Origin of the sequence: Streptomyces sp. NPDC051662 (assembly GCF_040681655.1) — a bacterium.
In the GTDB taxonomy this organism is placed as follows: domain Bacteria; phylum Actinomycetota; class Actinomycetes; order Streptomycetales; family Streptomycetaceae; genus Streptomyces.
Window position 1 is genome coordinate 173,812 of the sequence record NZ_JBFAZD010000009.1, and the last position, 23,426, is coordinate 197,237.

Below are 23,426 nucleotides of genomic sequence, written 5' to 3' on the forward strand. Positions count from 1 at the left end.
GATCGCTTCTGTTTGGCGGATGTTCGGTCGCGGCTCTTTCGATCTCACCGTGGAGGTGCCCCGTGCTGGGTCCCGTGATCCTTGCCGCGTCGCGGAGCGACAGAATGCGCCGCGTCGTCTCGGCCGCACCCGTCACCAAGCCCGTGGTGAACCGTTTCATCGCCGGTGAGTCGGTCGAGGAGACGGTCCCGGTGATCCAGGACATGGCCGGTCGCGGCCTGGAGGTCACCCTCGACGTCCTCGGCGAGGACATCACCGACCCCACCGAGGCGCTGGCCGCCCGGGACGCGTATCTGCGGCTGATCGAGGCCCTCACCCCGCTGGAGCTGGGTGTACGCGCCGAGATGTCGGTCAAGCTCTCCTCCTTCGGCCAGGCGCTGCCCGGCGGACACGACCTCGCGCTGAAGAACGTCACCGCCGTCGTCGAGGCCGCCGCCGAGATCGGCACCACGGTCACCCTCGACATGGAGGACCACACCACCATCGACTCGACGCTCGCCATCCACGGCGAGCTGCGCGAGCGCTTCCCGGAGACCGGCGCGGTCGTCCAGTCGTACCTGTTCCGTACCGAGGAGGACTGCCGGGTCCTCGCCGAGGCCGGCTCGCGCGTGCGGCTCGTCAAGGGCGCCTACAAGGAGCCCGCGTCCGTCGCGTACCAGGACAAGCGAGAGGTCGACCGGGCGTATGTCCGCTGCCTCAAGATCCTGATGAACGGCGGCGGCTACCCGATGGTCGGCTCCCACGACCCGCGCGTCATCGCGATCGCCCAGAGCCTCGCCCGCCGCGCCGGACGTAAGCTCGATGAGTACGAGTTCCAGATGCTGTACGGCATCCGGGAGGCCGAGCAGGACCGGCTGGCCGCCGAGGGACACCGGATGCGTGTCTACATCGCGTACGGCACCGACTGGTACGGGTATTTCATGCGCCGCCTCGCCGAGCGCCCCGCCAACCTCGCGTTCTTCCTGCGTTCGCTGGTCAGCCGCGGCTGAGCCGCCGGCCCCGAAACCGACCGCCCCTGACCCACTGATGAAGGAGATTCGGCACCCATGGACGCTGTGACCCAGGTTCCCGCGCCGGTCAACGAGCCGGTGCACGGCTACGCCCCGGGCTCCCCGGAGCTGGCCCGTCTTGAGGTCAAGCTCAAGGAGCTGGCCGAGAACCCCGTCGATCTGCCGATGACGATCGGCGGCGAGAAGCGGATGGGCGGGGGCGAGCGCGTCGACGTCGTACAGCCGCACAACCACCGGGCCGTGCTCGGTACGTTCGCCGGCGCCACCCAGCAGGACGCCCGCGACGCGGTCGACGCGGCCCTGGCCGCCGCCCCCGGCTGGCGCGCCATGTCCTTCGACGACCGCGCCGCGATCATCCTGCGCGCCGCCGAGCTGCTCGCGGGACCCTGGCGCGAGACGCTGGCCGCCGCGACCATGCTCGGTCAGTCGAAGACCGCCCAGCAGGCCGAGATCGACACCCCCTGTGAGCTGGTCGACTTCTGGCGCTTCAATGTCAAGTACGCCCGTGACCTGCTCGCCGAGCAGCCGCCGGCCAACTCGCCCGGCGTCTGGAACCGGCTCGACCACCGGCCGCTCGAAGGCTTCGTCTACGCGATCACGCCGTTCAACTTCACGGCGATCGCGGGCAATCTGCCGACCGCGCCCGCGCTCATGGGCAATGTCGTGGTCTGGAAGCCGTCCCCGACCCAGACCCTCGCGGCCGTGCTGCTGATGGAACTGCTGGAGGAGGCAGGCCTGCCCAAGGGCGTCATCAACCTGGTGACGGGCGACGGCATCGCCGTCTCCGAGGTGGCCCTGAACCACCGTGACCTGGCGGGCATCCACTTCACCGGTTCGACCAGGACCTTCCAGCACCTGTGGAAGACCGTCGGCAACAACATCGAGACCTACCGCTCCTACCCGCGGATCGTCGGCGAGACCGGCGGCAAGGACTTCGTCGTCGCCCACCCGAGCGCCGACCGCGCGGTTCTCAAGACGGCGCTGACCCGGGGCTCGTTCGAGTACCAGGGCCAGAAGTGCTCCGCCTCCTCGCGCGCCTATGTCCCGGCGTCGATCTGGAACGACGGGTTCAAGGAGGAGTTCGCGGCCGAGGTCGACGGGATCGCCATGGGCGATGTCACCGATCTGTCGAACTTCATCGGCGCCGTCATCGACGAGCGCGCCTTCGCCAAGAACAAGGCCGCCATCGACCGCGCCGCCGCCGACCCGACATGCACGATCGTCGCGGGCGGTACCTACGACGACTCCGTCGGCTACTTCGTCCGGCCGACCGTCATCGCCTGCACCGACCCCGAGAACGAGGTCTTCACGACCGAGTACTTCGGCCCGATCCTCGCCGTGCACGTCTACGACGACGCCGACTACGAGACGGTGCTCGCCCAGATGGAGTCCGTCTCGGCGTACGCCCTGACCGGCTCGATCATCGCCGGTGACCGGGCCGCCGCGGCCGACGCGATGGAGAAGCTGCGGTACGCGGCGGGCAACTTCTACATCAACGACAAGTCGACGGGCGCCGTCGTCGGCCAGCAGCCCTTCGGCGGTGGCCGCGCGTCCGGCACCAACGACAAGGCGGGCGCCCCGCAGAACCTGATGCGCTGGACGCTGACCCGCGCCATCAAGGAGACGCTGGTCCCGCCGACGGACTACCGCTACCCGCACATGGGCTGACGGACCGACAGTCCCCTCGGGGCACCGAGCCCCGCAGACTCCGCCCCCGTACCGGCCGCCCCCCTTCGCCGGTACGGGGGCGGCTCCATGCCCGGAGTCCCCATGTCCCGGAGCGCCGGCCTCCTGAGAGAGTGGCGCGTATGACGGAGATCCTGCGCACCGCCCACACCTATGAGCTCTCCCCGGCCGAACTCACCGAGATCCGCGCCCTGTTGGACGACGCCTTCGAGGGCGGCTTCTCCGACGACGACTGGGACCACGGCCTCGGCGGTGTGCACGCCCTCGTACGGGACGGGGACGGCACGCTCCTCGCGCACGGCAGTGTGGTCCAGCGCCGGGTGCTGTACGACGGCCGCTCCTACCGCGTCGGCTATGTCGAGGCCGTGGGCGTACGGCCCGACCGGCGCGGGCAGGGCCATGGCGGCCGGGTGATGGCCGCGCTGGAGCGGGTGATCGACGGCGCGTACGCCGTCGGGGCGCTCTCCGCCTCTGACGCCGGGGCGCCGCTCTACCGGTCGCGCGGCTGGCAGGCCTGGCCGCACCGGATCGAGGCGCTGGCGCCCGGGGGAGTGGTCCGGCTGCCGGAGGAGGAGGGCTCCACCTATCTGCGTCCGGCGGCGGGGCGGCCCCTGCCGGGATCCGCGTCCCCCGGGGGCGCCGGTGCGCTGATCTTCGACTGGCGCGACGGCGATGTGCTGTAGGCCCCTGGCCGGATGATCCCGTGGCCCCGTGCCCCGCTGACCCACGAGGGATATCCGCAGGTCGGAACGATCACCGTCTCAGATAGTAGGAAGTCCGAGTAATCGTGGAGACAGAGCGGTGATCCTCGCTTAGCTTGGAATGAGCCGAACGTCTCGCTCCATCGAGCGAATGGCGGTCGTTGGCACGCGCCCCCACGCAGGTGACCCCTGCCGCGTATGCCCCCGCCCCTTCCGGCCGTGCCCCCCTTGGCGGTTCTGCCCCGCCGCGTGGCTCAGCTATCTCAAGGAGTCGATCATCATGGCCGAGACGACTGTCCGTCGCCGTGTCCGTCACACCTCTCGCACCAGCGAATCCGACCGCAAGAACGCCGCCGCCGCCCTGCAGCGTGCTCTCGACCGCAGGGACAACGGCGGCTCGACCGGCCACTGACCGGCGCATACGTCAGCGCGTGATCGTGAAGTGGTCCACGCGCTCGCCGCTCTCGGCGAGCGCGGAGACCTTGAGCGCCGGGCGGCGCCCCGTCGTCACCTCGACGGCGAGGAACGAGAACCCGGTGTAGCGCACGCGCGACCACTCCACGGTCTCGGTGGCCTTCGCGCCGCCCCGCTCCCAGTGGTACGAGGGAACGCTCTCGACATCGGCGACATGGCCCTCGTAGCTGTCCGGCACGGGGAAGTCGTAGAGCGCCTTGCCCGCGCCGCCCGCCGTGACGTACACGATGCCGTCACGCACCGAACTGACCGACTCGCCGATCGGCACCCGGCGCCCGACCTCGCCGCCGCGCAGCGCGTCGGTGCGCTCGTAGACATGGTTGTGGCCATTGACGACCAGATCGACGCGGTGCTTGTCGAAGAGCGGCACCCACGCGTCGCGCACCCCGCCGTCCGAGGCGTGCGCGTTCGTGGTCGAGAAGGCGCAGTGGTGGAAGAACACCACGATGAAGTCGATGTCCTTGTGCGCGCGCAGTTCGCCGAGCCGCCGGTCCAGCCAGCGGGTCTGGGCGCCGTCGGTGTAGCCGGTGTTGGCGCGGATCTCGTGGGAGACATCGTTCGCGTCGAGGGCGACCACGCCGACATTGCCGTAGGTGAACGAGTAGACGCCCGGCGACTTCACCGGATCGAGTCCGCCGCCCGGCAGGGACCAGCGCGCGTTCTGGCCGCCGTAACCGTCGGGGGAGTACCAGGCCTCCATGTCGTGGTTGCCGGTGGTCACCATCCACGGCACCCGCGAGGCCACCGACTCGGTCTGCGCCAGGAACTGGTCCCAGACCCGCGCGTCATAGATGTCCGTGGGCAGCCCCTGGCCGCTGCCGTCCGCGTAGCAGATGTCCCCCGCGTGCAGATGGAAGACCGGGTTCTGGCCCAGGATCACCTGGTCGTTGGCGAGGGCGTCGTACGAGACGCCCTGGTCGCCGAAGGCGGTGAAGACGAACGACTCGGCGCGCGCCGGGGCGGTGCGGAAGGTGCCGACCGTCCCCAGATTGCGGGTGTCCGCCGGGTCGAAGCCATCGTGTCCCACGCCGTAGTAGTACGTGGTCCCGGGGCGCAGCCGCTCCAGCGGGACATGCAGGTAGTACTGGTCCACGGCGGGCAGCTTGGCCGACAGCGACGGGGTGTGCAGCGACCGCACCTCCGCCTTGATCCTCTGGCTCAGGTCCCAGGGCTTGAGCCCGACCCGGACGTAGGGGTTCCGCACCGCGAACGGCACCTGCCAGGAGACCGACATCATCGTCTTCGGGTCGGCGCCGAAGGCCAGATGCCGGCCGAACGGGGCCACCAGCGATCCGTCCACCCGGACAGCGGCCGACGACGGCAGAAACGCGGGGGCGGTGTCCGCGGTGGCCCCCGCGGTGACGGCGCTGGAGCCGAGCAGACCGGCGCCCGCCACCGTCCCGGCGGCGAGCGTGCCCGCGCGCAGCAGACCGCGTCGGCCGATCCTCTCGCGCAGATACGCGTGCTGCTCCGGCATGGTCATACGGGAGGCGAGATGGTCGGGAATCCCGACGCGGGGAGTTTCCATGTGCCGACGATGGCACCAATGGGTGGCAAAGACATGTATCGCGGGCATACGGTCGACGACCGCTTCGCAATGTGTCCACAGAATGGACACGCGATGTCATGCACTGGGACGGAGGGTAGGGTGCCTCCATGTCTCGCAGCCTCAATCTCGCAGTGATCCCCGGTGACGGCATCGGCCAGGAGGTCGTGGCCCAGGGCCTGAAGGTCCTGAGCGCGGTCCTTCCCCAGGATGTGAAGCTGGAGACCAAGGAGTACGACCTCGGCGCGAGCCGCTGGCACCGCACCGGGGAGACCCTCCCGGACGCGGAGCTGGAAGCCCTCAAGGGGCATGACGCGATCCTGCTCGGCGCGATCGGCGACCCGACCGTGCCGTCCGGCGTCCTGGAGCGCGGGCTGCTGCTCAAGCTGCGCTTCGCCTTCGACCACTACGTCAACCTGCGGCCGTCGAAGCTCTTCCCCAACACGGCCACGCCGCTGGCGGGCCGCCCGGACATCGACTTCGTCGTCGTCCGTGAGGGCACCGAGGGCCCGTACACCGGCAACGGAGGTTCCCTGCGCACGGGCACGCCCGCCGAGGTGGCCACCGAAGTGAGCCTCAATACGGCGTACGGCGTGGAGCGGGTCGTCCGGGACGCGTACGAGCGTGCCAACTCCCGTCCGCGCAAGAAGCTGACGCTGGTCCACAAGAACAACGTCCTCGTCTACGCCGGTCACATGTGGAAGAACATCTTCGACCGCGTGGGCCAGGAGTACCCCGACGTCGCCACCGACTATCTGCATGTCGACGCCGCGACGATCTTCTTCGTCACCCAGCCCGACCGCTTCGACGTGATCGTCACCGACAACCTCTTCGGTGACATCCTCACCGACCTGGCCGCCGCCGTGACCGGCGGAATCGGCCTGGCCGCGTCCGCGAACATCAATCCGGACCGTACGTTCCCGTCCATGTTCGAGCCGGTCCACGGGTCGGCGCCGGACATCGCGGGCCAGGGGAAGGCCGACCCCACGGCCACGATCCTCTCCGTCGCCCTGCTGCTGCGACACCTCGGGTTCGACGCCGAGGCCGTCCGGGTGGAGGAGGCCGTCGCGGCCGACCTCGCCGGGCGTGACGGTACGGCGGCCGGCGCGCGTACGACCGACCAGATCGGTGACGCGCTCGCCGTACGAGTAGCGAGCTGACCCGTCGACTCCCACAGCCGCCGGGTCTTCGGAGCCCGGCGGCTGTTCTTTTGCGGCCACCGGGTGCCACCATCATCCCAGGGCCGCTTTCACCCCGTTTCAAGCACCGTCCCACCCACGCGATAATCGGCGTGGGCCGCGGCATGCGGGAATGCTCGGACGTCCTAGTAGCAGTAGCGGCGTGAACGCGGTCCGTCACATCAACCGGTGAAGGACGAGTACTCATGACCACGCCCACGATCGAACTCAAGCCCTCCTCGAACCCGCTGTCCGACGCGGAGCGCGAGGCGATCCTGGCCAACCCGGGGTTCGGCCGCCACTTCACCGACAACATGGTGACGATCCGGTGGACGGAAGGACGCGGCTGGCACGACGCGCAGCTCGTTCCGTACGGGCCCCTCTCGCTCGACCCGGCGAACATGACCCTGCACTACGCGCAGGAGATCTTCGAAGGGCTCAAGGCCTACCGCCGACCCGACGGCTCGGTCGCCACCTTCCGGCCCGAGTCCAACGCCGAGCGCTTCCGGGTCTCGGCCCGCCGGCTCGCCATGCCGGAGCTACCCGTCGAGACCTTCATCGCCGCGTGCGACGCGCTGGTCCAGCAGGACAGGGCATGGGTGCCGGCACACGGCGGGGAGGAATCCCTCTATCTACGCCCGTTCATGATCGCCACCGAGGTCGGGCTCGGGGTGCGGCCGGCGAACGAGTATCTGTTCCTGGTCATCGCCTCGCCCGCGGGCGCGTACTTCCCCGGCGGGGTGAAGCCGGTCTCGGTCTGGCTCTCGGAGAACTACGTCCGCGCGGTGCCGGGCGGCATCGGCTTCGCCAAGACCGGCGGCAACTACGCGGCGTCCTTGCTCGCCCAGGCGGAGGCGGCGGAGAAGGGCTGCGAGCAGGTCGTCTACCTGGACGCGGTGGAGCACCGCTGGGTCGAGGAACTGGGCGGGATGAATCTGTACTTCGTGTACGGCGACCGCATCGTCACCCCCGAGCTGACCGGCTCCCTGCTGGCGGGCGTCACCCGGGACTCGCTGCTGAGCCTCGCGGCCGACCTCGGTTACAGCTCCGAGGAGGGCCGGATCTCCAAGGAGGACTGGCGCCGCGACACCGAGAACGGCACGCTCACCGAGGTCTTCGCGTGCGGTACGGCCGCGGTGATCACCCCGGTCGGTGTGGTCAAGTCGACAGGCGGCGAGTGGACCCAGTCGGGCGGCCGGCCGGGTGAGGTCACGATGAAGCTGCGCGAGGCGCTGCTGGACATCCAGACGGGCCGCACGGCGGACACCCACGGCTGGATGCACGAGCTGGGCTGACGCCCGGCTGTCCCACGCCGTCCCGGGGGCGAGCGCGGGACGACCGTGGAGCGACCGCGGAGGCCCGCGTCCGGAACGAACCCGGGCGCGGGCCCCCGCCGGGCCCCCCGCCGGGCCCCCGCCAGGCACCTCCGCCGCGCCTCCGCCGGGCCTCCGTCCGGCCCTCGTCGTACGTCCCGTGGCCCGCTTTCGTCACGCACCGCTCATCTGTCCCGACCGCATCGTGAGACAGGCCTTCCCCGGAGCGGCAGGCATGCGAAAATCGGCCTGTGCTCTCGTTCGCCATGATTATCGGCAGCAAGCGCGCCGGTCCGCAGTGATCGCCTCGTACCACCATGTACGGCGCGGCCACCGTGCCTCAGACCCGCGCGCAGACCTCTCGCACCCGCGAGGGGTTTTTTCATTTTCCGGCCCCCACCCTCGCCGGAAATGAGGCGAGCGATGATGGGGGCAAGTGGAGCCAGTCCTTCCACTCGACAGGAGCTACACACCATGACCACTGAGTCCACTGGACCCACGGGGAAAGACGACAGTTTTCATGTCTTCGACACGACGCTGCGCGATGGCGCCCAGCGTGAAGGCATCAATCTGACCGTCGCCGACAAACTGGCCATCGCACGGTACCTGGACGACTTCGGCGTGAGCTTCATCGAGGGCGGCTGGCCCGGCGCCAACCCGCGGGACACCGAGTTCTTCGCGCGCGCCCAGCAGGAGATCGACTTCAAGAACGCCCAGCTCGTCGCGTTCGGTTCCACCCGCAGGCCGGGCGCCAGGGCGGCGGAGGACCCCCAGGTCAAGGCGCTGGTGGAATCCGGCGCGCCGGTGGTCACGCTGGTCGCCAAGTCGCATGACCGCCATGTCGAGCTGGCGCTGCGCACCACCCTCGACGAGAACGTCGACATGGTCCGCGACACCGTCTCCTACCTGCGCGAACAGGGCCGCCGCGTGTTCGTCGACTGCGAGCACTTCTTCGACGGCTACCGCGCCAACCCCGAGTACGCCAAGTCCGTCGTACGGGCCGCCACCGAAGCGGGCGCCGATGTCGTCGTCCTCTGTGACACCAACGGCGGCATGCTGCCCGCCCAGATCCAGGCCGTCGTCACCACCGTGCTCGCCGACACCGGCGCCCGCCTCGGTATCCACGCCCAGGACGACACCGGCTGCGCCGTCGCCAACACCCTCGCCGCCGTCGACGCCGGCGCCACCCATGTCCAGTGCACCGCCAACGGCTATGGCGAGCGCGTCGGCAACGCCAACCTCTTCCCGGTCGTCGCCGCGCTGGAGCTGAAGTACGACAAGCGCGTCCTGCCGGAGGGCGCGCTCGCCGAGATGACCCGGATCTCCCACGCCATCGCGGAGATCGTCAATCTCGCCCCCTCCACCCATCAGCCGTATGTCGGTGTCTCCGCCTTCGCCCACAAGGGTGGACTTCACGCCTCCGCGATCAAGGTCGATCCCGACCTGTACCAGCACATCGACCCCGAACGGGTCGGAAACACCATGCGGATGCTCGTCTCCGACATGGCGGGCCGCGCCTCCATCGAGCTGAAGGGCCGGGAGCTGGGTATCGACCTCAGCGGCGACCGCGATCTGGTCGGCCGGGTCGTGGGCCGGGTCAAGGAGCGCGAGCTCAAGGGGTACACCTACGAGGCGGCCGACGCGTCCTTCGAGCTGATGCTCCGCGAGGAGGTCGAGGGCCGGCCCCGTAACTACTTCCGTACGGAGTCCTGGCGCGCGATCGTCGAGGACCGGCCCGACGGTACGCACGCCAACGAGGCCACCGTGAAGCTGTGGGCCAAGGGCGAGCGGATCGTCGCCACGGCCGAGGGAAACGGCCCGGTCAACGCCCTGGACCGGGCCATGCGGGTCGGCCTGGAGCGGATCTATCCCCAGCTGGCCAAGCTGGAGCTGGTGGACTACAAGGTCCGCATCCTGGAAGGCAGACACGGTACGGAGTCCACCACGCGCGTGCTGATCACCACGGGGGACGGGGTCGGCGACTGGTCCACGGTCGGGGTCGCCGAGAATGTGATCGCGGCCTCCTGGCAGGCGCTGGAGGACGCGTATACGTACGGACTGCTGCGGGCCGGGGTCGAACCGGCGGAGTAGTCACCCACCACGCGCGGTCGCCCCGGCCTCTGAATCACCAGATCCTCTCGCCGGACATGTCCTAGCTCTGGAGCCGCCACTTCTGGTTGGCGGCTCCGGTGCAGGTCCAGATCTGGGCGCGCGCGCCGTTCGCCGAGGAATTGTCCGTCACATCGAGGCACTTGTCCGCCGCGTTGTTGACGATGTCACCGGTCCCCGCGTTGTACGTCCACTGCTGGGCACCGCTCCCGTTGCAGTCGTACAACTGCACCTTCGCGCCGTTCGCCGTCGACGCCGATGTCACGTCCAGGCACTTGCCGAGGGACCTGATCGTCGAGTCCGTGCCGACCGTCCAGCGCTGGGCCGTCGAGCCGTTGCAGTCGTAGAGCTGGACGGCCGTCCCATTGGCGCTCGCGCCGCCCGCCACGTCCAGGCACTTGCCGGCGAGCCCGGAGAAGGTGCCCGTGGTGCCGGTGCCGCCCCCGCCGGACTGGGTGCCGGACCAGGTGAAGGTCGCCGACGTCTTGCCGGGCAGGGAGTAGGTGAAGTTCTGCCCGCCCCAGTTGACCCGGAGTTCGCGGGCGGCCGACGCGTCGTTGTACGCGATGAGCGCCTTGGAGCCGTCCGGGTTGCGCCAGGCCACATTGGGCACCGCGGTGCTGGCGGTGGAGGCGACGCGCTCGGCGCCGGGCCTCACGAACTTCGTGAGATGGCCCATCGTGTAGTACTCGATGGTGTAGTCGACCTGGCCGTGCCTGCCGTCACCGTTGTGGACCGTGATCAGTCCGTCGCAGGTGCCGCAGCCGCCGTTGTGCGGGCCGCGGTTCTGGTCCACCGCGAGCGACCACTTGGTCACCGACTTCGCCCAGTTACGGGTGTAGTCGATGATGTTCGACATGTCCTCGCGCTGCTGATTGGCGATCCAGGTGCCGCCCGAGTGCTCGGTCTGGAAGGCGTTCAGCTGCGGATACTGGTTGTGGACGTCCGTCTGCTTCTGGACGTTGCCGCCGTAGCCGTGCCACGCGACGCCACCGAAGTTGGGGTGGTTGCGGACGGCCGCGTCGTTCACGGTCTCGGCGGCGTACGCGTCGTACGTGTCCCAGTTCCATTCGTGCGCCAGCACCTTGGAGGCCAGCCCGGCGCTCTGGAGCTTGGGCAGCAGTTCGTTCTTGGTGAAGTACGCGAGACCCGAGGCGTTCCAGCTCATCGACGGGTAACCGGCGCAGCAGGTCGGCTCGTTCTGCGCCGAGACATAGTCGACCGGGATGCCCTGGTCGCGGTAGGCCTGGAGATACTTCACGAAGTAGTCGGCGTAGGTGCCGTAGTTCTCCGCCTTCAGCCAGCCGCCGTTGAGCTGGCCGCTGTCCTTCATCCAGGCCGGCGCCGTCCACGGCGAGGCCATGGTCGTCAGCGCCGGGTTGAGCTGCTTGGCCTGCTTGGTCAGCGGCAGCACATCGGCCAGATCGTGCGCGAGGGAGAACCGCGCGAGGGTGGGATCGGTCTGGCCCGCGGGAAGGTCGTTGTACGTGTAACCGAAGCGCGCGAGGTCGGAACCGCCCATGGGGTTGCGGATGAAGGAGAGCCCGATGCCCTCGGTGGGGGAGAAGAGCTTCTTCATCGTGTCGTCACGGGTCGCCTGGGAGAGCGCGCCGCTGCCCTTCATCAGCCAGGCCGCCGTGTCCGTGAAGGAGGCGCCGCCGCCCGTGAAGGTCTGATAGCGGGTGCCCTCGTCGACGCTGACGTTCGTACCGCTGCCGCCGTTGCCCGGCTGGAAGTTGACGGGTGTCTGCTGCTGGAGACCGCGGGTGACATGGCGTCCACCGCTGTCGTCCGTGGTCGTCAGCCAGATATTGACCTGCTCGCCAGCGGCGTGCGCCGTCCCGGCGGAGAGTCCGGTGAGTCCGGCGGTGGTCAGGGCGCCCGCGAGGAGCGCCCTCGTCAGCCGTCGCCCGATGCCAGTCGATCTCGACATAAGTCTGCTGCCCTTCATCGGCAGTGCTGTGGGGGGTGAAGCCGTGCGGCGTGAGTGAACTGCCGTTACGAACCCCCGTCAAGAGGTCGCGTATTCAGGAACTGAACGCTCAACACCCCTGCGCCGCCTCTGACCTGCGGCCCGTCAGGTACGTAACAAAGGTTCGGACCAATCTCGGCGTGAAGTGTTGACGGCGGTCCGGCGCGCCGGTTAACTCACCGCCGAGCACCGGTACCGGTTCCGGGACCGGTACCGGCCCATGGGGCCGCGACCGGTTCCCGACTTCTTCGGGGAGGCCACGATGCGTGTCACCATCGCCGATGTCGCCCGTGAGGCCGGGGTCAGCAAGACGACCGTGTCGCGGGTGATCAATACCAAAGGTGAAGTCGACCGGGGCACGGCCGCGCGCGTCCGGGCCGTGATCGCCAGGCTCGGTTACGTACCCAGCTCGGGAGCTGTCGGACTGGCCCGTGGCCGGGGCCATACGATCGGCATGCTGGTGCCCGCGCTGAGCTGGCCATGGATGGGCGAGGTCCTTCAGGGGGTCGTGGACACCGTCGAGGCGGCCGGTTACGGCCTGCTGCTCTTCACCTGCAATCGAGGGCCCGATTCGGTGGAGCACTTCGTCACCCAGGTCTCGGCCCGGGCCTTCGACGGCCTGCTCGTCGTCGAGCCGGAGAACACCCTCGACACCATCGTCGGACTGCACCGCAAGGGGCTGCCCGTCGTACTGATCGACGACCGGGGCAGCCGCCCCGAGGGCTTTCCGTCCGTGGCGACCACCAACCACGAGGGCGGCGCCTCCGCGGCCCGCCATCTGCTGGCCGGCGGGCGCGGCAGACCGCTGGTGATCACCGGGCCCGCGCACTTCGGGTGTGTACGCGACCGGCTCCGGGGGTTCCGTGAGGTCCTGCCCACCGATCTCGTCATGGTGGGGGACTTCACCGAGCTGTCGGGACGGCTCGCGGTGGAGAAACTCCTCAACAGCGAGGTCCGCTTCGACTCCGTGTTCGCGCACAACGACATCAGCGCGGCCGGCGCGCTGCGGGCGCTGCGGGCGGCCGGGCGCACGGTCCCCGACGATGTCGCGGTGGTCGGCTTCGACAACATCCCGCTGGCCCGGCACACGGAGCCACCGCTGACCACGGTCCGCCAGCCCGCCCGGGAGATGGGCGAGACGGCGGCGCGGCTGCTGCTCGGACATCTCGCCGGGACGTCGCCCGGCCTCGACGGGCCGGTTGTCCTGCCTACCGAGATCATCGTCCGGGAGTCGGCTCCGTAAGCCTTCGGCCCGTCCTCGCCTGTCCCTCGCCCGTCCGGTTTGGCTGTACTTCGGGTAGCGTCAATAGGTATGAGGACGAGGCTGATCTCCCTGTTGTCCGGACTGCTTCTCGCCTTCCTCGCCACGGCCTTCCTGACGGCGCCGGGCGCGTGGGCGGCCCCCGACGTGTCAAAGGCCACCGGCGAGTCAACGGCCACCGGGCCCCAGGCGGTGGCCGAGGCCCTCAAGAAGAGTCCGGTCTATGTGGACCCACGGGCCACCGGACAGCTCTCGCCGTCCGAGGCCGGGGCTCTGGCGAAGAAGATCAAGGACGCGGACAAACCGCTCTTCGTGGCGGTCCTGCCGGCCACCGCCGAGTTCCCGGCCTCATCGGTGCTGAGGACCGTACGGGCCGAGACAGGCGTGACGGGGCTGTACGCCATCCGTCTCGGCGACGGGTTCAACGCGGGCGCCGACTCCGCGGTGCTGCCCAGCCAGGCCGTCCGTAATCTCACGGACGCGGTCAAGGCGGGCGGTCCGGTGGACGCCGCGACCGAGCTGAACAACTTCGTCGACCAGGCCCTTCCACAGACCCGGGGCCAGGCCCCGGCCTCCTGGGACACGGGGTCGGGACAGGACGGGGCCGGCAGTTCGTCCACCGGGCTGATCGTCCTCGGCTCGGTGATCGTGGTGGGCGGCGCGGGCGCGTACGCCGTGGCGCGCACCAACCGCCGCAAGCGCGCCGAGCGCACCCGCGAGGCGCTGGAGAAGCTGCGGGTCGTCGTGGACGAGGACATCACCGCCTTCGGCGAGGAGCTGGACCGGCTGGACTTCCACCCCGGCGAGCCGGGTGCCGACGACGCGATGCGCGCGGACTACGAACGCTCCCTGGACTCGTACGAGAAGGCCAAGTCCCTGATGGGCGCGGCGGAACGGCCCGAGGACGTACGCGGGGTGACCGAGGCGCTGGAGGACGGCCGGTTCGCGCTGGCCGCGCTGGCCGCGCGCCGGACGGGCGCCCCGCTTCCCGAGCGCCGGTCGCCGTGCTTCTTCGACCCGCGGCACGGCCCCTCGACGACGGACGCGGAGTGGGCCCCGTCCGGCGGTGTCGCGCGTACGGTCCCGGTCTGCGCGGCCGACGCCGCCCGGCTGGCGGACGGTACGGACCCGGCGACCCGTACGGTGCAGACCGAGCACGGCCCCCGCCCCTACTGGGAGGCCGGACCGGCGTACGGGCCGTGGGCCGGGGGCTACTTCGGCGGCGGGCTGCTGCCGGGACTGCTGGTCGGCACGATGCTCGGTTCGATGATGGCGACCCCCGCCTACGCCGCGGACTTCGGCGGCGGTGACCTGTCCGGCTTCAGCGGCGGAGACTACTCGGGCTCGGACTTCGACCCGGGCGACTTCGGCGGCGGAGGCTTCGGCGGGGGAGGGGACTTCGGCGGCGGAGGCGGGTTCGACGGGGGCGGCGGATTCTAGATCCGTTTCTGCCAGGACCTGGCGCCTGTCCCGCCGCCGGTCAGGCCTTCTTGATCGCGGAGATGTCGAAGCTCAGCTTGACCTTGTCGCTGACCATCACGCCGCCGGTCTCCAGCGCGGCGTTCCAGGTCAGACCCCAGTCGGAGCGCAGGATCGTGGCGCTGCCCTCGAAGCCGACGCGCTCGTTGCCGTACGGGTCGGTGGCCGAACCGTTGAACTCCAGGTCGATGGTGAGCGGTCGGGTGACGCCCTTGATGGAGAGGTCACCGGTGAGCCGGTAGGTCTCCGCGTCCACCTGCTCGACCGAGGTGGAGCGGAAGGACATCTTCGGGAACGTCTCGGCGTCGAAGAAGTCGGGGCTGCGCAGATGACCGTCGCGGTCGGCCATCCCGGTGTCGACACTGGCGATGGAGACATCGATCGACGCCGAGGAGTCCGCCGGGTTCGTACCGTCAAGGCTCAGTGAACCCTCGTGCTCGGTGAAGGTGCCCCGGACGTTGGTGACCATCGCGTGCCGGACGGTGAAGCTGATCGTGCTGTGCGCCGGGTCGATGGTGTATTCGCCGGTCAGGGCGGCGAGCGCCGGATCCACAGTGGCGACGGTGGCGGTGGGGGCCGAGGTCTGGGCGGAGTCGTTGTTGCGGCCGAAGAGTCCCATGGTTGCTCCTGAGAGAGAGTGGTGGTGCGAGGTGGTTGTTTAACCTTCAACGAGCATCACCATAGACGTGTCTGGTTCGGATTTCAACAATGTCACCCGATCGAGGCCGATTGAGCGCGTCGCCCTCTGGCGGACGCGCGTAGACATCGGGCACGATCTCCCTGTTCCACCTGCCCCACCGCCCCATTGGCCCCACCGCCCATCGGCACCAATCGGCTCCACGGTCTTCAGCAGGAGAGGGAATCCCCCCATGAGAATCCGCTCGGTCATCAGCGCGCTCGCCCTCGTGCTCGGCGCGCTCTTCGCCCCCGGCTTCGGTGTCCTCAGCACGGCCACCGACGCCCAGGCCGCCACCAAGATCAGCCACGCCACCGCCACCTCGATGTTCCGGTCGTCCGGGATCACATGGTCCTCGTCCGGTGGCTGTTCCGACCGCAACACCCCGACCTGTACCTCGTTCGACCAGCTCAACCTGGACACGGCCAAGGGAGCGCAGACCCTGAGGAGCGCCAGCGGCTGCGGTCTCAACATCACCGGCGGTACGGAGACCGGCCACGCGGGCGGCACGTACTCGCACTGGAACGGCTACAAGCTGGACTTCGGCAAGGCCACCTGCGTCAACAACTACGTCAAGAACACCTTCACGTACATCGGGGTGCGCGGCGACGGCGCTCCGCAGTGGCAGTCCGGCGCCGGCAACGTCTACGCCGACGAGGGCAACCACTGGGATGTGACGTTCTACAACTGCGGCGGCTGCTGACGCCGTTGGCGGTTCTCGGACAGGACGGTGCCCCGCCCTCCCGGTCATGGGAGGGCGGGGCACCGTTTTCGTGCGGACCCCTCGTGCGGAACCTTCGCGCGTGAGCCGTGGTGCCGGGACCGTGCTCTGTGCCGGGACCGGTGGCCGCGTCAGGAACCGACCGACACCGTCCAGCGCCGCGGATTGCCGTCGTGCGCCGCGCCCGAGACGTCCGGCTGGCCGTCCGGCTGCACATCGTCGTACGGGAAGGCGTAGCCGATCGGGGTGTTGGCGTGCACCACCCGGGCGAAGTGATTGGTGACCGGGTCCTTGTAGTAGTCCGCCGCCGTGGCGCCGTTCGGCTGGTCCGCGTGGCTGAGCACCGTCGAGCGGTTGAAGGCGGCCCCGAGCCGGGCGAGCAGGCCCTTCTTGTCGTCCGGGTCGGCGGGGTTGTTGGCGAACGGCCCGCTGTTGCAGGTGAAGATGTCCATCGAGGTCGGCTTGGCGAAGGTGTGGCCCCCGTTGAAGGTGAGCGTGTCGCCGCTGACCCGGCCGGTGAACACGCCTCGCCCGCCCTGGAGATCGATCCGCAGATCGGTGGAGCGGTACTTCTCCCAGACCTGGTCGACATAGCTGTCGAAGACATGCGCGAAGGGCGTCTGGCCGGCCAGGTTCTGCGGTGAGATGACCCGCAGGACCCGCCCGTCCCCGCCGCGCAGGACCAGCTGGTCCCAGGGGTGTCCGTCCACACCCGCCTGGGCGGTGAGCCCGTCCGCGATCCGCTCCAGGGCGCCCTCGGGCAGCGGGGCGACCGTATGGGTGGCGTCGCCCTCCAGCCTGATGCCGATGGGCAGGGCCGTCACCAGATCGACATAGCTGATGTTGGAGAACAGCTGGTCCTGGTTGAAGGTGAACTCGCAGAACGACCAGGTACGGCCGTAGTTGGGGTCGGCGGGGGTCGCGAAGGCGGGCTCGACCAGAGCGGGGCCCGGGTTGAGGAAGAAGTCCAGCTTGTCGTCGCGTACGAAGTAGACGCGGGCGCCGAACATCCGGGGCAGTGTCAGGACGACCGGTGCGCCGCCCGCGGGGTTCAGCGGGATCGCGCAGTCGACCGGCAGCGGGGTCCCGGGCGCGCCGGGCGACTCCGGCCGGTAGACACTTCCGTCGGCGCGCAGCAGCACCCAGCTGTTGGTGGCCTGGTCGTGGCCGGTGACATACGCGTTGACCGCGCCCGGCAGCGACGTGTTCTGCAGGGCCAGCTCACAGGTCTCCGGGGCGGCCGACGCGTGCGGGCTGAGGGCGCTTCCCCAGACGGGATAGGTGAGCGTCGTCGCGACCGCGGCCGTACCGGCGAGAAACAGTCTGCGGGATATCACGAATGTTCTCCTGAAATGTGGGGGAACGCAGGGAAGTTCGCGGTTTGTGGGGGGCCGCGCCTGCGTGGGCACCCACTCTTGCGACGCGTGGGGAACGCGTCAAGAGTTGAGCTGAGAGCGCTCTCAGAAATTCTGGGTCTTCACAACATGGCGGGTGCGGGCCGCCGTTGGGCGCGCGGGCGCCATTGAAAGCCGCCGGCCCCGGTGCTAAACCAACCACCAGCCGGTCTACACCACTTCCGATCGCGGGGGTCTCCGTGTCGCTGCCGTCCGCCTGGTCCCGTCGTGCCTTTCTGACCGCCACCGGAGCGGGCGCCGTCGCGCTCCCGCTCTCCCGCCCGGCCGCCGCCGGACAGCGCGCCGCCGTCGACGAGTTCGGGGAACTGCGGCGGCGCTGGGTGGATCTCCAGCTCGGCACGGGCTACGACCCGGCCGTCGAGCCGTACGCCTCCCGGCTCGCGCGGACCGGTGAACTGGCCGCGCGCTTCCGGCGATCGATGGCCCCGGCCGCCGCCTCCCTCTGGCCGGACCATCCCTTCGATCCACCCGCCGGGATCACCCAGAGCTACAGCCGGCTGTGGACCATGGCCCAGGCGTACGCCCAGCCGGGCACCGGCCTCACGGGCGACGCGGCGCTCCTCGCCGATGTCCTGCGCGGTCTCGGCCATCTCGCCGCCACCGTCTACCGACCCGCGACCACCCCGTACGGCAACTGGTGGGAGTGGCAGATCGGCTCCCCCCGGCTGCTCATGGATCTTGTGGCCGTCCTGTACGACCAGCTCACCGAGGAGCAGCGGGCCGCGGCCTGCGCCGCCGTCGACCACTTCGTCCCCGACAGGCTGCTCGCCGACTACTCCGGCACCAGCACCGGCGCCAACCGGGTGGACCTCTGCCGCTCCGTCGCCCTGCGCGGGGTGCTTGGCCGGGCCCCGGCCAAGCTGGCCCTCGCCCGCGACGCGCTCTCGCCCGTCTTCCCGTATGTCACGAAGGGCGACGGCCTCTACGCCGACGGCTCCTTCATCCAGCACACCTGGGTCGCCTACTCCGGTACGTACGGACAGGTCATGCTGGACGGGCTCGGCCGGCTGTTCACCCTGCTCGCCGGCTCCAGCTGGGCCGTCACCGACCCCGAGCGGCAGACCATCCTCGACAGCGTGGAGCGCGCCTACGCCCCGCTGATCTACAACGGACTCATGATGGACGGCGTCAACGGCCGGGCCATCAGCCGCGGTTACCTCAAGAGCGACGACCAGGGGGTGCTGCGCGGCGACCACTTCCACGGCCAGGGGCTGATCGCGGCCATCCCCCTGCTGGCCGGCGGCGCCTCCCCGGCCGAGCGTGACCGATGGACCGCCCTGGTCAAGGGGTGGATCGAGCGGGACACGGTCTCACCGATCCTCGCCGCCCGCCAGTTCGACGTCGCCGATCTCGCCCGGTTGGGTGCCATCGCCGCCTCGGCCGTCCCCGCCGCCCCCGAGCCGGTCGGCCATACGCTCTTCACGGCCATGGACCGGGCCGTGCACCGGCGGCCCGGCTGGGCCGCCGCGCTCTCCATGGCCTCGGACCGGATCACGTACTACGAGTGCGGCAACGGCGAGAATCCACGCGGCTGGCACACCGGCGCCGGAATGCTCTACTGGTGGGGCGCGGACCGGGGCAATGACCAGTACACCGACTGGTTCTGGCCCACGGTCGACCCGTACCGGCTGCCGGGCACGACGGTCTCCACCAAGCGGCTCGCGGACCGGGCCGGCGGCGAGTGGGGCGCACCCAAACCGGCCGTACGGTGGGTCGGCGGCGCGACCGACGGGGAGTTCGCCGCCGTGGGCCAGCATCTCAAAGGGCTCGGCTCCACCCTCCAAGCCCGCAAGTCCTGGTTCTTCGCGGCCGACGCCGTCATCTGTCTGGGCGCCGGGATCACCGCCACCGACGGGGTGCCGGCCGAGACGGTCGTGGACAACCGCAACCTCGGCGAGAACGGCGCCGACACCTTCACGCTCGACGACGGGCCACGCCCCCGCTGGGCCCATCTGGAAGGCCATGGCGGCTGGGTCTTCCCCGGCGGCGCCGGCGTACGCACCCTCGCGGAGGCGCGCACCGGCGCCTGGAGTGATATCAACACCACCAGTTCCACCGAACGGCGTACCCGCCGCTATCGGACTCTCTGGCTGGACCACGGCATCGATCCGGTGGACGCCTCGTACGCCTATCTGCTGCTGCCCGGCGCCTCCCGGCGTACCGTGGCGGCCCGCGCCGCCGACCGTCACTGGCTCGGGATCCTCGCCAATACGGCGGCCCTCCAGGCGGTGGAGATCCGCTCGCTCGGCTGTACCGCCGCGAACTTCTGGCAGCCGGGGACGGCGGGGCCGCTCACCGCCTCCGCTCCCGCGAGCGTGCTCGTCGTGGTCCGCGGCCGTACGGCGGTGCTCCTCGTGAGCGGTCCCACCCGCGACGGAGAGCCGCTGGAGATCCTCTGGGACCGGCCGGTACGCCGGGTCACGAGCCGGGACCCGGCCGTCGAGGTGCTCGCGGCGGGCCGGGGCGTACGGCTGAGGATCACCCCGGGAACAGCCGGCGCGAGCCACCGCTGTGAGTTTGCCGTGCGCTGACATCTAGGGGAATCCCACAAGAGCCGGGGGTAGCTTGCTGTTCAGGAACCCCGCATCGGGCCGGGTTCTGTCCAGGCCCACCAGGAATACCGCCGCGAGACTGTGTGGAGTCGACGGCGCGATTCCTTGGTGCTCTTCGTAGGGTTGGGACATGACCGTAGTGGACGAGACGCAGGGCGAGCCCGTGGACGCCCGGGGCCGTGTGGCCGAATTGCACGCCCTGCGCGAGGAGGCCCGTCGCGGGCCGAGCGAACGGGCGACCGAGGCACAGCGCGCGAAGGGCAAGCTGACCGCTCGGGAGCGTATCGAGCTGCTGCTTGACGAGGGGTCCTTCCAGGAGGTCGAGCAGCTGCGCAGGCACCGTGCCAGCGGCTTCGGCCTGGAGGCCAAGAAGCCGTACACCGACGGTGTCATCACCGGCTGGGGCACGGTCGAGGGCCGTACGGTCTTCGTGTACGCGCACGACTTCAGGATCTTCGGCGGCGCCCTGGGCGAGGCCCACGCCACCAAGATCCACAAGATCATGGACATGGCCATCTCGGCCGGCGCGCCCCTGGTCTCGCTGAACGACGGCGCGGGCGCCCGGATCCAGGAGGGTGTCTCCGCGCTCGCCGGCTACGGCGGGATCTTCCAGCGCAACACCCGCGCCTCCGGTGTCATCCCGCAGATCAGCGTGATGCTCGGGCCGTGCGCGGGCGGCGCCGCCTACAGTCCGGCGCTCACGGACTTCGTCTTCATGGTCCGTGAGACCTCGCAGATGTTCATCACCGGCCCCGATGTGGTCAAGGCCGTCACCGGCGAGGAGATCACCCAGAACGGCCTCGGCGGCGCCGATGTGCACGCCGAGACGTCGGGTGTCGCGCACTTCGCGTACGACGACGAGGAGACCTGCATCGCCGAGGTGCGCTACCTCCTGTCGATGCTGCCCCAGAACAACCGGGAGAACCCGCCCACGGTCGCCTCCGAGGACCCGGCGGACCGCCGCTCCGACGTGCTGCTCGACCTGGTCCCCGCGGACGGCAACCGCCCGTACGACATGCACAAGGTCATCGAGGAACTCGTCGACGAGGGCGACTTCCTGGAGATCCACGAGCGCTGGGCCCGTAACATCATCTGCGCCCTGGCGCGACTCGACGGTCAGGTCATCGGCATCGTCGCCAACCAGCCGCAGTCGCTCGCCGGGGTTCTGGACATCGAGGCATCGGAGAAAGCTGCGCGCTTTGTCCAGATGTGCGACGCTTTCAATATCCCCATTGTCACGCTGCTGGATGTCCCCGGCTTCCTGCCGGGCGTCGACCAGGAGCACGGCGGGATCATCCGGCACGGCGCCAAGCTCCTGTACGCCTACTGCAACGCCACCGTGCCGAGGATCTCCCTGATCCTGCGCAAGGCGTACGGAGGGGCCTACATCGTGATGGACTCCCAGTCCATCGGAGCCGACCTCACCTACGCCTGGCCGACCAACGAGATCGCGGTGATGGGCGCCGAAGGTGCCGCCAATGTCATCTTCCGCAAGCAGATCGCCGAAGCCGAGGACTCCGAGGCCATGCGAGCCCGCATGGTCAAGGAGTACAAGGCCGAGCTGATGCATCCCTACTACGCGGCGGAGCGCGGACTGGTCGACGACGTCATCGACCCCGCGGAGACCCGTGAGGTGCTCGCGAGCGCCCTCGCGATGCTCCGCACCAAACACGCCGACCTGCCGTCCCGCAAGCACGGCAACCCCCCGCAGTGATCCTGCGGCCCGCGCCCTCCCGCCGAGAAGACGGAGACACGACTCCATGAGCGATCCCACGAACGAATCCCTGCTGCGCGTCGAGAAGGGCCAGGCCGGCCCCGAGGAGCTGGCCGCCATCACGGCGGTACTGATGGCCCGTGCCGCCGCGCAGCCCGAGGCCCCCTCCCACCGGGGCCGCTCCACCGCCGGCTGGCGCCGTCTGGAGCGCACGCCCGGCTTCCGCGCCCCGCACAGCTGGCAGGGCTGAGCCACAGCCGGCAGGGCTGAGCCCATCCCATAGCACACGGCGCTGACACACGGCACCGACGAAGGCCCCCGCACTCCCAGGAGTGCGGGGGCCTTCGTATGACCGCCATGGTTACCGGAGTCGGGCCATGAGGGCGTGTTCGACGAGGGTGATGAGTCCGCTTTTGGCGTCGGCGCGGTGGCGGGCGTCGGTGGTGATGATGGGGGTGTCGGGGCCGATCTGGAGTGCTTCGCGTACTTCGTCGGGGGTGTAGGGCTGGTGTCCGTCGAAGCCGTTGAGGGCGATGACGAAGGGGAGTCCTGAGTTTTCGAAGTAGTCGACGGCGGGGAAGCAGTCGGCGAGGCGGCGGGTGTCGACGAGGACGACGGCGCCGATGGCGCCGCGGACGAGGTCGTCCCACATGAACCAGAAGCGGTCCTGTCCTGGGGTGCCGAAGAGGTACAGGATGAGGTCTTGGTCGAGGGTGATGCGGCCGAAGTCCATGGCCACGGTGGTGGTGGTCTTGTCTCCGGTGTGGGTGAGGTCGTCGATGCCCGCGGAGGCGCTGGTCATGACGGCTTCGGTACGCAGCGGGTTGATCTCCGAGACGGCGCCGACGAACGTGGTCTTGCCCACGCCGAAGCCGCCCGCCACCACGATCTTCGCGCTGGTGGTTGAGCGGGCTGCACCGCCGCTAGAGCTTGCGAAGTCCACTGAGCACCCTTTCGAGCAGTGTCACATCTGGCTGGCCCCCGACGGCCTCGTCGCCGCCGGGCTGATGAATGGCGACAAGTCCCGCCTCCGCCAGGTCGGCTACGAGGATCCGGGCCACGCCGAGGGGGATGGTGAGGAGCGCCGAAATCTCGGCGACCGATTTGATCTCGAAACACAGTTGGCAGATCCGCTGATGCTCGGGCAACTGCCCGTGCAACTGGGACGGATCGGCCGTCGTACTGACCAGCGCCTCGATGGCGAGCTGGTACCGCGGCCTGGTACGGCCGCCGGTCATGGCGTACGGGCGCACCAACGGGTTGTGTGTGCCCATGGGTTCTGGCTCGGGCGAGTGCCGCGGCTGCACCGGCTGGATGCGGGGCCGCCGCGGCTCCTCGTAAGGCTGCTGTGGTGGGGGATGGGGCTGCTGCCGTGGCGCGCGCTGTGGTGGGCGCGCGCCGTCCTGGCCTCCCTGGCCGACCTGACCGCTCGGCGTGGAGGGAAAGTTGAAGCGGTTCCGGGCATGCTCTCCCGGGGACCGCGCGCCATCGTCATAAGGATGTCCGCCTGGGGGTGTAGCCACGTTTCCTCCTCCGACTGCCGGTCGCCGGGCCCTATGTTGACGGACCTGTGGAATCCGCGCCACCGAACCTTAATGGTGCGGCGGCGGGCAGCGCAC

General features: G+C 69.7%; 19 protein-coding genes. 13 read left to right on the plus strand and 6 right to left on the minus strand.

Annotated features, from left to right (window positions below; all coding sequences use genetic code 11):
• Positions 1–62: 62 nt before the first annotated feature.
• The 4 genes from AB0M67_RS17335 (at position 63) to AB0M67_RS17350 (ending at position 3,809) form a co-directional block, all read left to right on the plus strand.
• The gene (locus AB0M67_RS17335; protein ID WP_365746228.1) at positions 63–989 is read left to right on the plus strand and encodes a proline dehydrogenase family protein; all 927 of its coding nucleotides are present in this window, start codon (positions 63–65) and stop codon (positions 987–989) included.
• A gap of 57 nt (positions 990–1,046) precedes the next feature.
• A complete protein-coding gene (pruA, locus tag AB0M67_RS17340) occupies positions 1,047–2,678 on the plus strand; it encodes an L-glutamate gamma-semialdehyde dehydrogenase (protein ID WP_365746229.1) in 1,632 nt (543 codons plus the stop codon).
• 140 nt (positions 2,679–2,818) lie between these two features.
• Positions 2,819–3,379, plus strand: a complete 561-nt coding sequence (locus tag AB0M67_RS17345) for a GNAT family N-acetyltransferase (RefSeq protein ID WP_365746230.1) — start codon at positions 2,819–2,821, stop codon at positions 3,377–3,379.
• Positions 3,380–3,677: 298 nt separating this feature from the next.
• Positions 3,678–3,809: a hypothetical protein gene (locus tag AB0M67_RS17350; protein WP_106982032.1), complete on the plus strand. Its 132-nt coding sequence runs from the start codon at positions 3,678–3,680 to the stop codon at positions 3,807–3,809.
• 12 nt (positions 3,810–3,821) lie between these two features.
• Here the strand turns inward: AB0M67_RS17350 and AB0M67_RS17355 are convergent, their stop codons facing one another.
• The gene (locus tag AB0M67_RS17355; RefSeq protein ID WP_365746231.1) at positions 3,822–5,399 is read right to left on the minus strand and encodes a metallophosphoesterase family protein; all 1,578 of its coding nucleotides are present in this window, start codon (positions 5,397–5,399) and stop codon (positions 3,822–3,824) included.
• A 128-nt stretch (positions 5,400–5,527) separates the two neighbouring features.
• Between AB0M67_RS17355 and AB0M67_RS17360 the strand changes: the two genes are divergently transcribed.
• The 3 genes from AB0M67_RS17360 to cimA all read left to right on the plus strand — a co-directional run bounded on the left by AB0M67_RS17360 (position 5,528) and on the right by cimA (position 9,999).
• Complete coding sequence (locus AB0M67_RS17360; RefSeq protein ID WP_365746232.1) at positions 5,528–6,577, plus strand: 3-isopropylmalate dehydrogenase; 1,050 nt, start codon at positions 5,528–5,530, stop codon at positions 6,575–6,577.
• 224 nt (positions 6,578–6,801) lie between these two features.
• Entirely contained in the window at positions 6,802–7,890 is a 1,089-nt protein-coding gene (locus AB0M67_RS17365; RefSeq protein ID WP_365746233.1) for a branched-chain amino acid aminotransferase, read from the plus strand.
• Positions 7,891–8,382: 492 nt separating this feature from the next.
• Positions 8,383–9,999 carry a citramalate synthase gene (gene cimA, locus AB0M67_RS17370; protein WP_365746234.1) on the plus strand — a complete coding sequence of 539 codons (1,617 nt, stop codon included), beginning with the start codon at positions 8,383–8,385 and terminating at the stop codon, positions 9,997–9,999.
• 61 nt (positions 10,000–10,060) lie between these two features.
• Here cimA and AB0M67_RS17375 read toward each other — a convergent pair whose 3' ends face one another.
• On the minus strand, positions 10,061–11,950 hold the full coding sequence (locus tag AB0M67_RS17375) for a ricin-type beta-trefoil lectin domain protein (RefSeq protein ID WP_365746235.1): 1,890 nt from the start codon (positions 11,948–11,950) through the stop codon (positions 10,061–10,063).
• A 301-nt stretch (positions 11,951–12,251) separates the two neighbouring features.
• On the opposite strand from AB0M67_RS17375, the gene AB0M67_RS17380 reads away from it, so the two are divergent.
• Complete coding sequence (locus AB0M67_RS17380) at positions 12,252–13,232, plus strand: LacI family DNA-binding transcriptional regulator (protein ID WP_365746236.1); 981 nt, start codon at positions 12,252–12,254, stop codon at positions 13,230–13,232.
• A 69-nt stretch (positions 13,233–13,301) separates the two neighbouring features.
• Positions 13,302–14,690: a hypothetical protein gene (locus AB0M67_RS17385; RefSeq protein WP_365746237.1), complete on the plus strand. Its 1,389-nt coding sequence runs from the start codon at positions 13,302–13,304 to the stop codon at positions 14,688–14,690.
• A gap of 40 nt (positions 14,691–14,730) precedes the next feature.
• On the opposite strand, the gene AB0M67_RS17390 is transcribed toward AB0M67_RS17385, so the two are convergent.
• Positions 14,731–15,348: a YceI family protein gene (locus AB0M67_RS17390; RefSeq protein WP_365746238.1), complete on the minus strand. Its 618-nt coding sequence runs from the start codon at positions 15,346–15,348 to the stop codon at positions 14,731–14,733.
• A 250-nt stretch (positions 15,349–15,598) separates the two neighbouring features.
• Between AB0M67_RS17390 and AB0M67_RS17395 the strand changes: the two genes are divergently transcribed.
• On the plus strand, positions 15,599–16,108 hold the full coding sequence (locus AB0M67_RS17395; RefSeq protein WP_365746239.1) for a hypothetical protein: 510 nt from the start codon (positions 15,599–15,601) through the stop codon (positions 16,106–16,108).
• A 149-nt stretch (positions 16,109–16,257) separates the two neighbouring features.
• On the opposite strand, the gene AB0M67_RS17400 is transcribed toward AB0M67_RS17395, so the two are convergent.
• Positions 16,258–17,463, minus strand: a complete 1,206-nt coding sequence (locus tag AB0M67_RS17400; protein ID WP_365746240.1) for a glycoside hydrolase family 64 protein — start codon at positions 17,461–17,463, stop codon at positions 16,258–16,260.
• Positions 17,464–17,726: 263 nt separating this feature from the next.
• Here AB0M67_RS17400 and AB0M67_RS17405 point away from each other — a divergent pair, with 263 nt between their 5' ends.
• The 3 genes from AB0M67_RS17405 (at position 17,727) to AB0M67_RS17415 (ending at position 22,057) form a co-directional block, all read left to right on the plus strand.
• Positions 17,727–20,072, plus strand: coding sequence for a polysaccharide lyase 8 family protein (locus AB0M67_RS17405; RefSeq protein WP_365746403.1), 2,346 nt, complete (start codon positions 17,727–17,729; stop codon positions 20,070–20,072).
• Positions 20,073–20,223: 151 nt separating this feature from the next.
• Positions 20,224–21,807 carry an acyl-CoA carboxylase subunit beta gene (locus AB0M67_RS17410; RefSeq protein WP_249953780.1) on the plus strand — a complete coding sequence of 528 codons (1,584 nt, stop codon included), beginning with the start codon at positions 20,224–20,226 and terminating at the stop codon, positions 21,805–21,807.
• Positions 21,808–21,853: 46 nt separating this feature from the next.
• The gene (locus tag AB0M67_RS17415) at positions 21,854–22,057 is read left to right on the plus strand and encodes an acyl-CoA carboxylase subunit epsilon (RefSeq protein WP_249953779.1); all 204 of its coding nucleotides are present in this window, start codon (positions 21,854–21,856) and stop codon (positions 22,055–22,057) included.
• Positions 22,058–22,168: 111 nt separating this feature from the next.
• Here the strand turns inward: AB0M67_RS17415 and AB0M67_RS17420 are convergent, their stop codons facing one another.
• On the minus strand, positions 22,169–22,750 hold the full coding sequence (locus AB0M67_RS17420; RefSeq protein ID WP_031229389.1) for an ATP/GTP-binding protein: 582 nt from the start codon (positions 22,748–22,750) through the stop codon (positions 22,169–22,171).
• Complete coding sequence (locus tag AB0M67_RS17425; RefSeq protein ID WP_365746241.1) at positions 22,731–23,330, minus strand: DUF742 domain-containing protein; 600 nt, start codon at positions 23,328–23,330, stop codon at positions 22,731–22,733. The genes AB0M67_RS17420 and AB0M67_RS17425 overlap by 20 nt, the downstream gene beginning before the upstream one ends.
• Between the last annotated feature and the right edge of the window lie 96 nt (positions 23,331–23,426).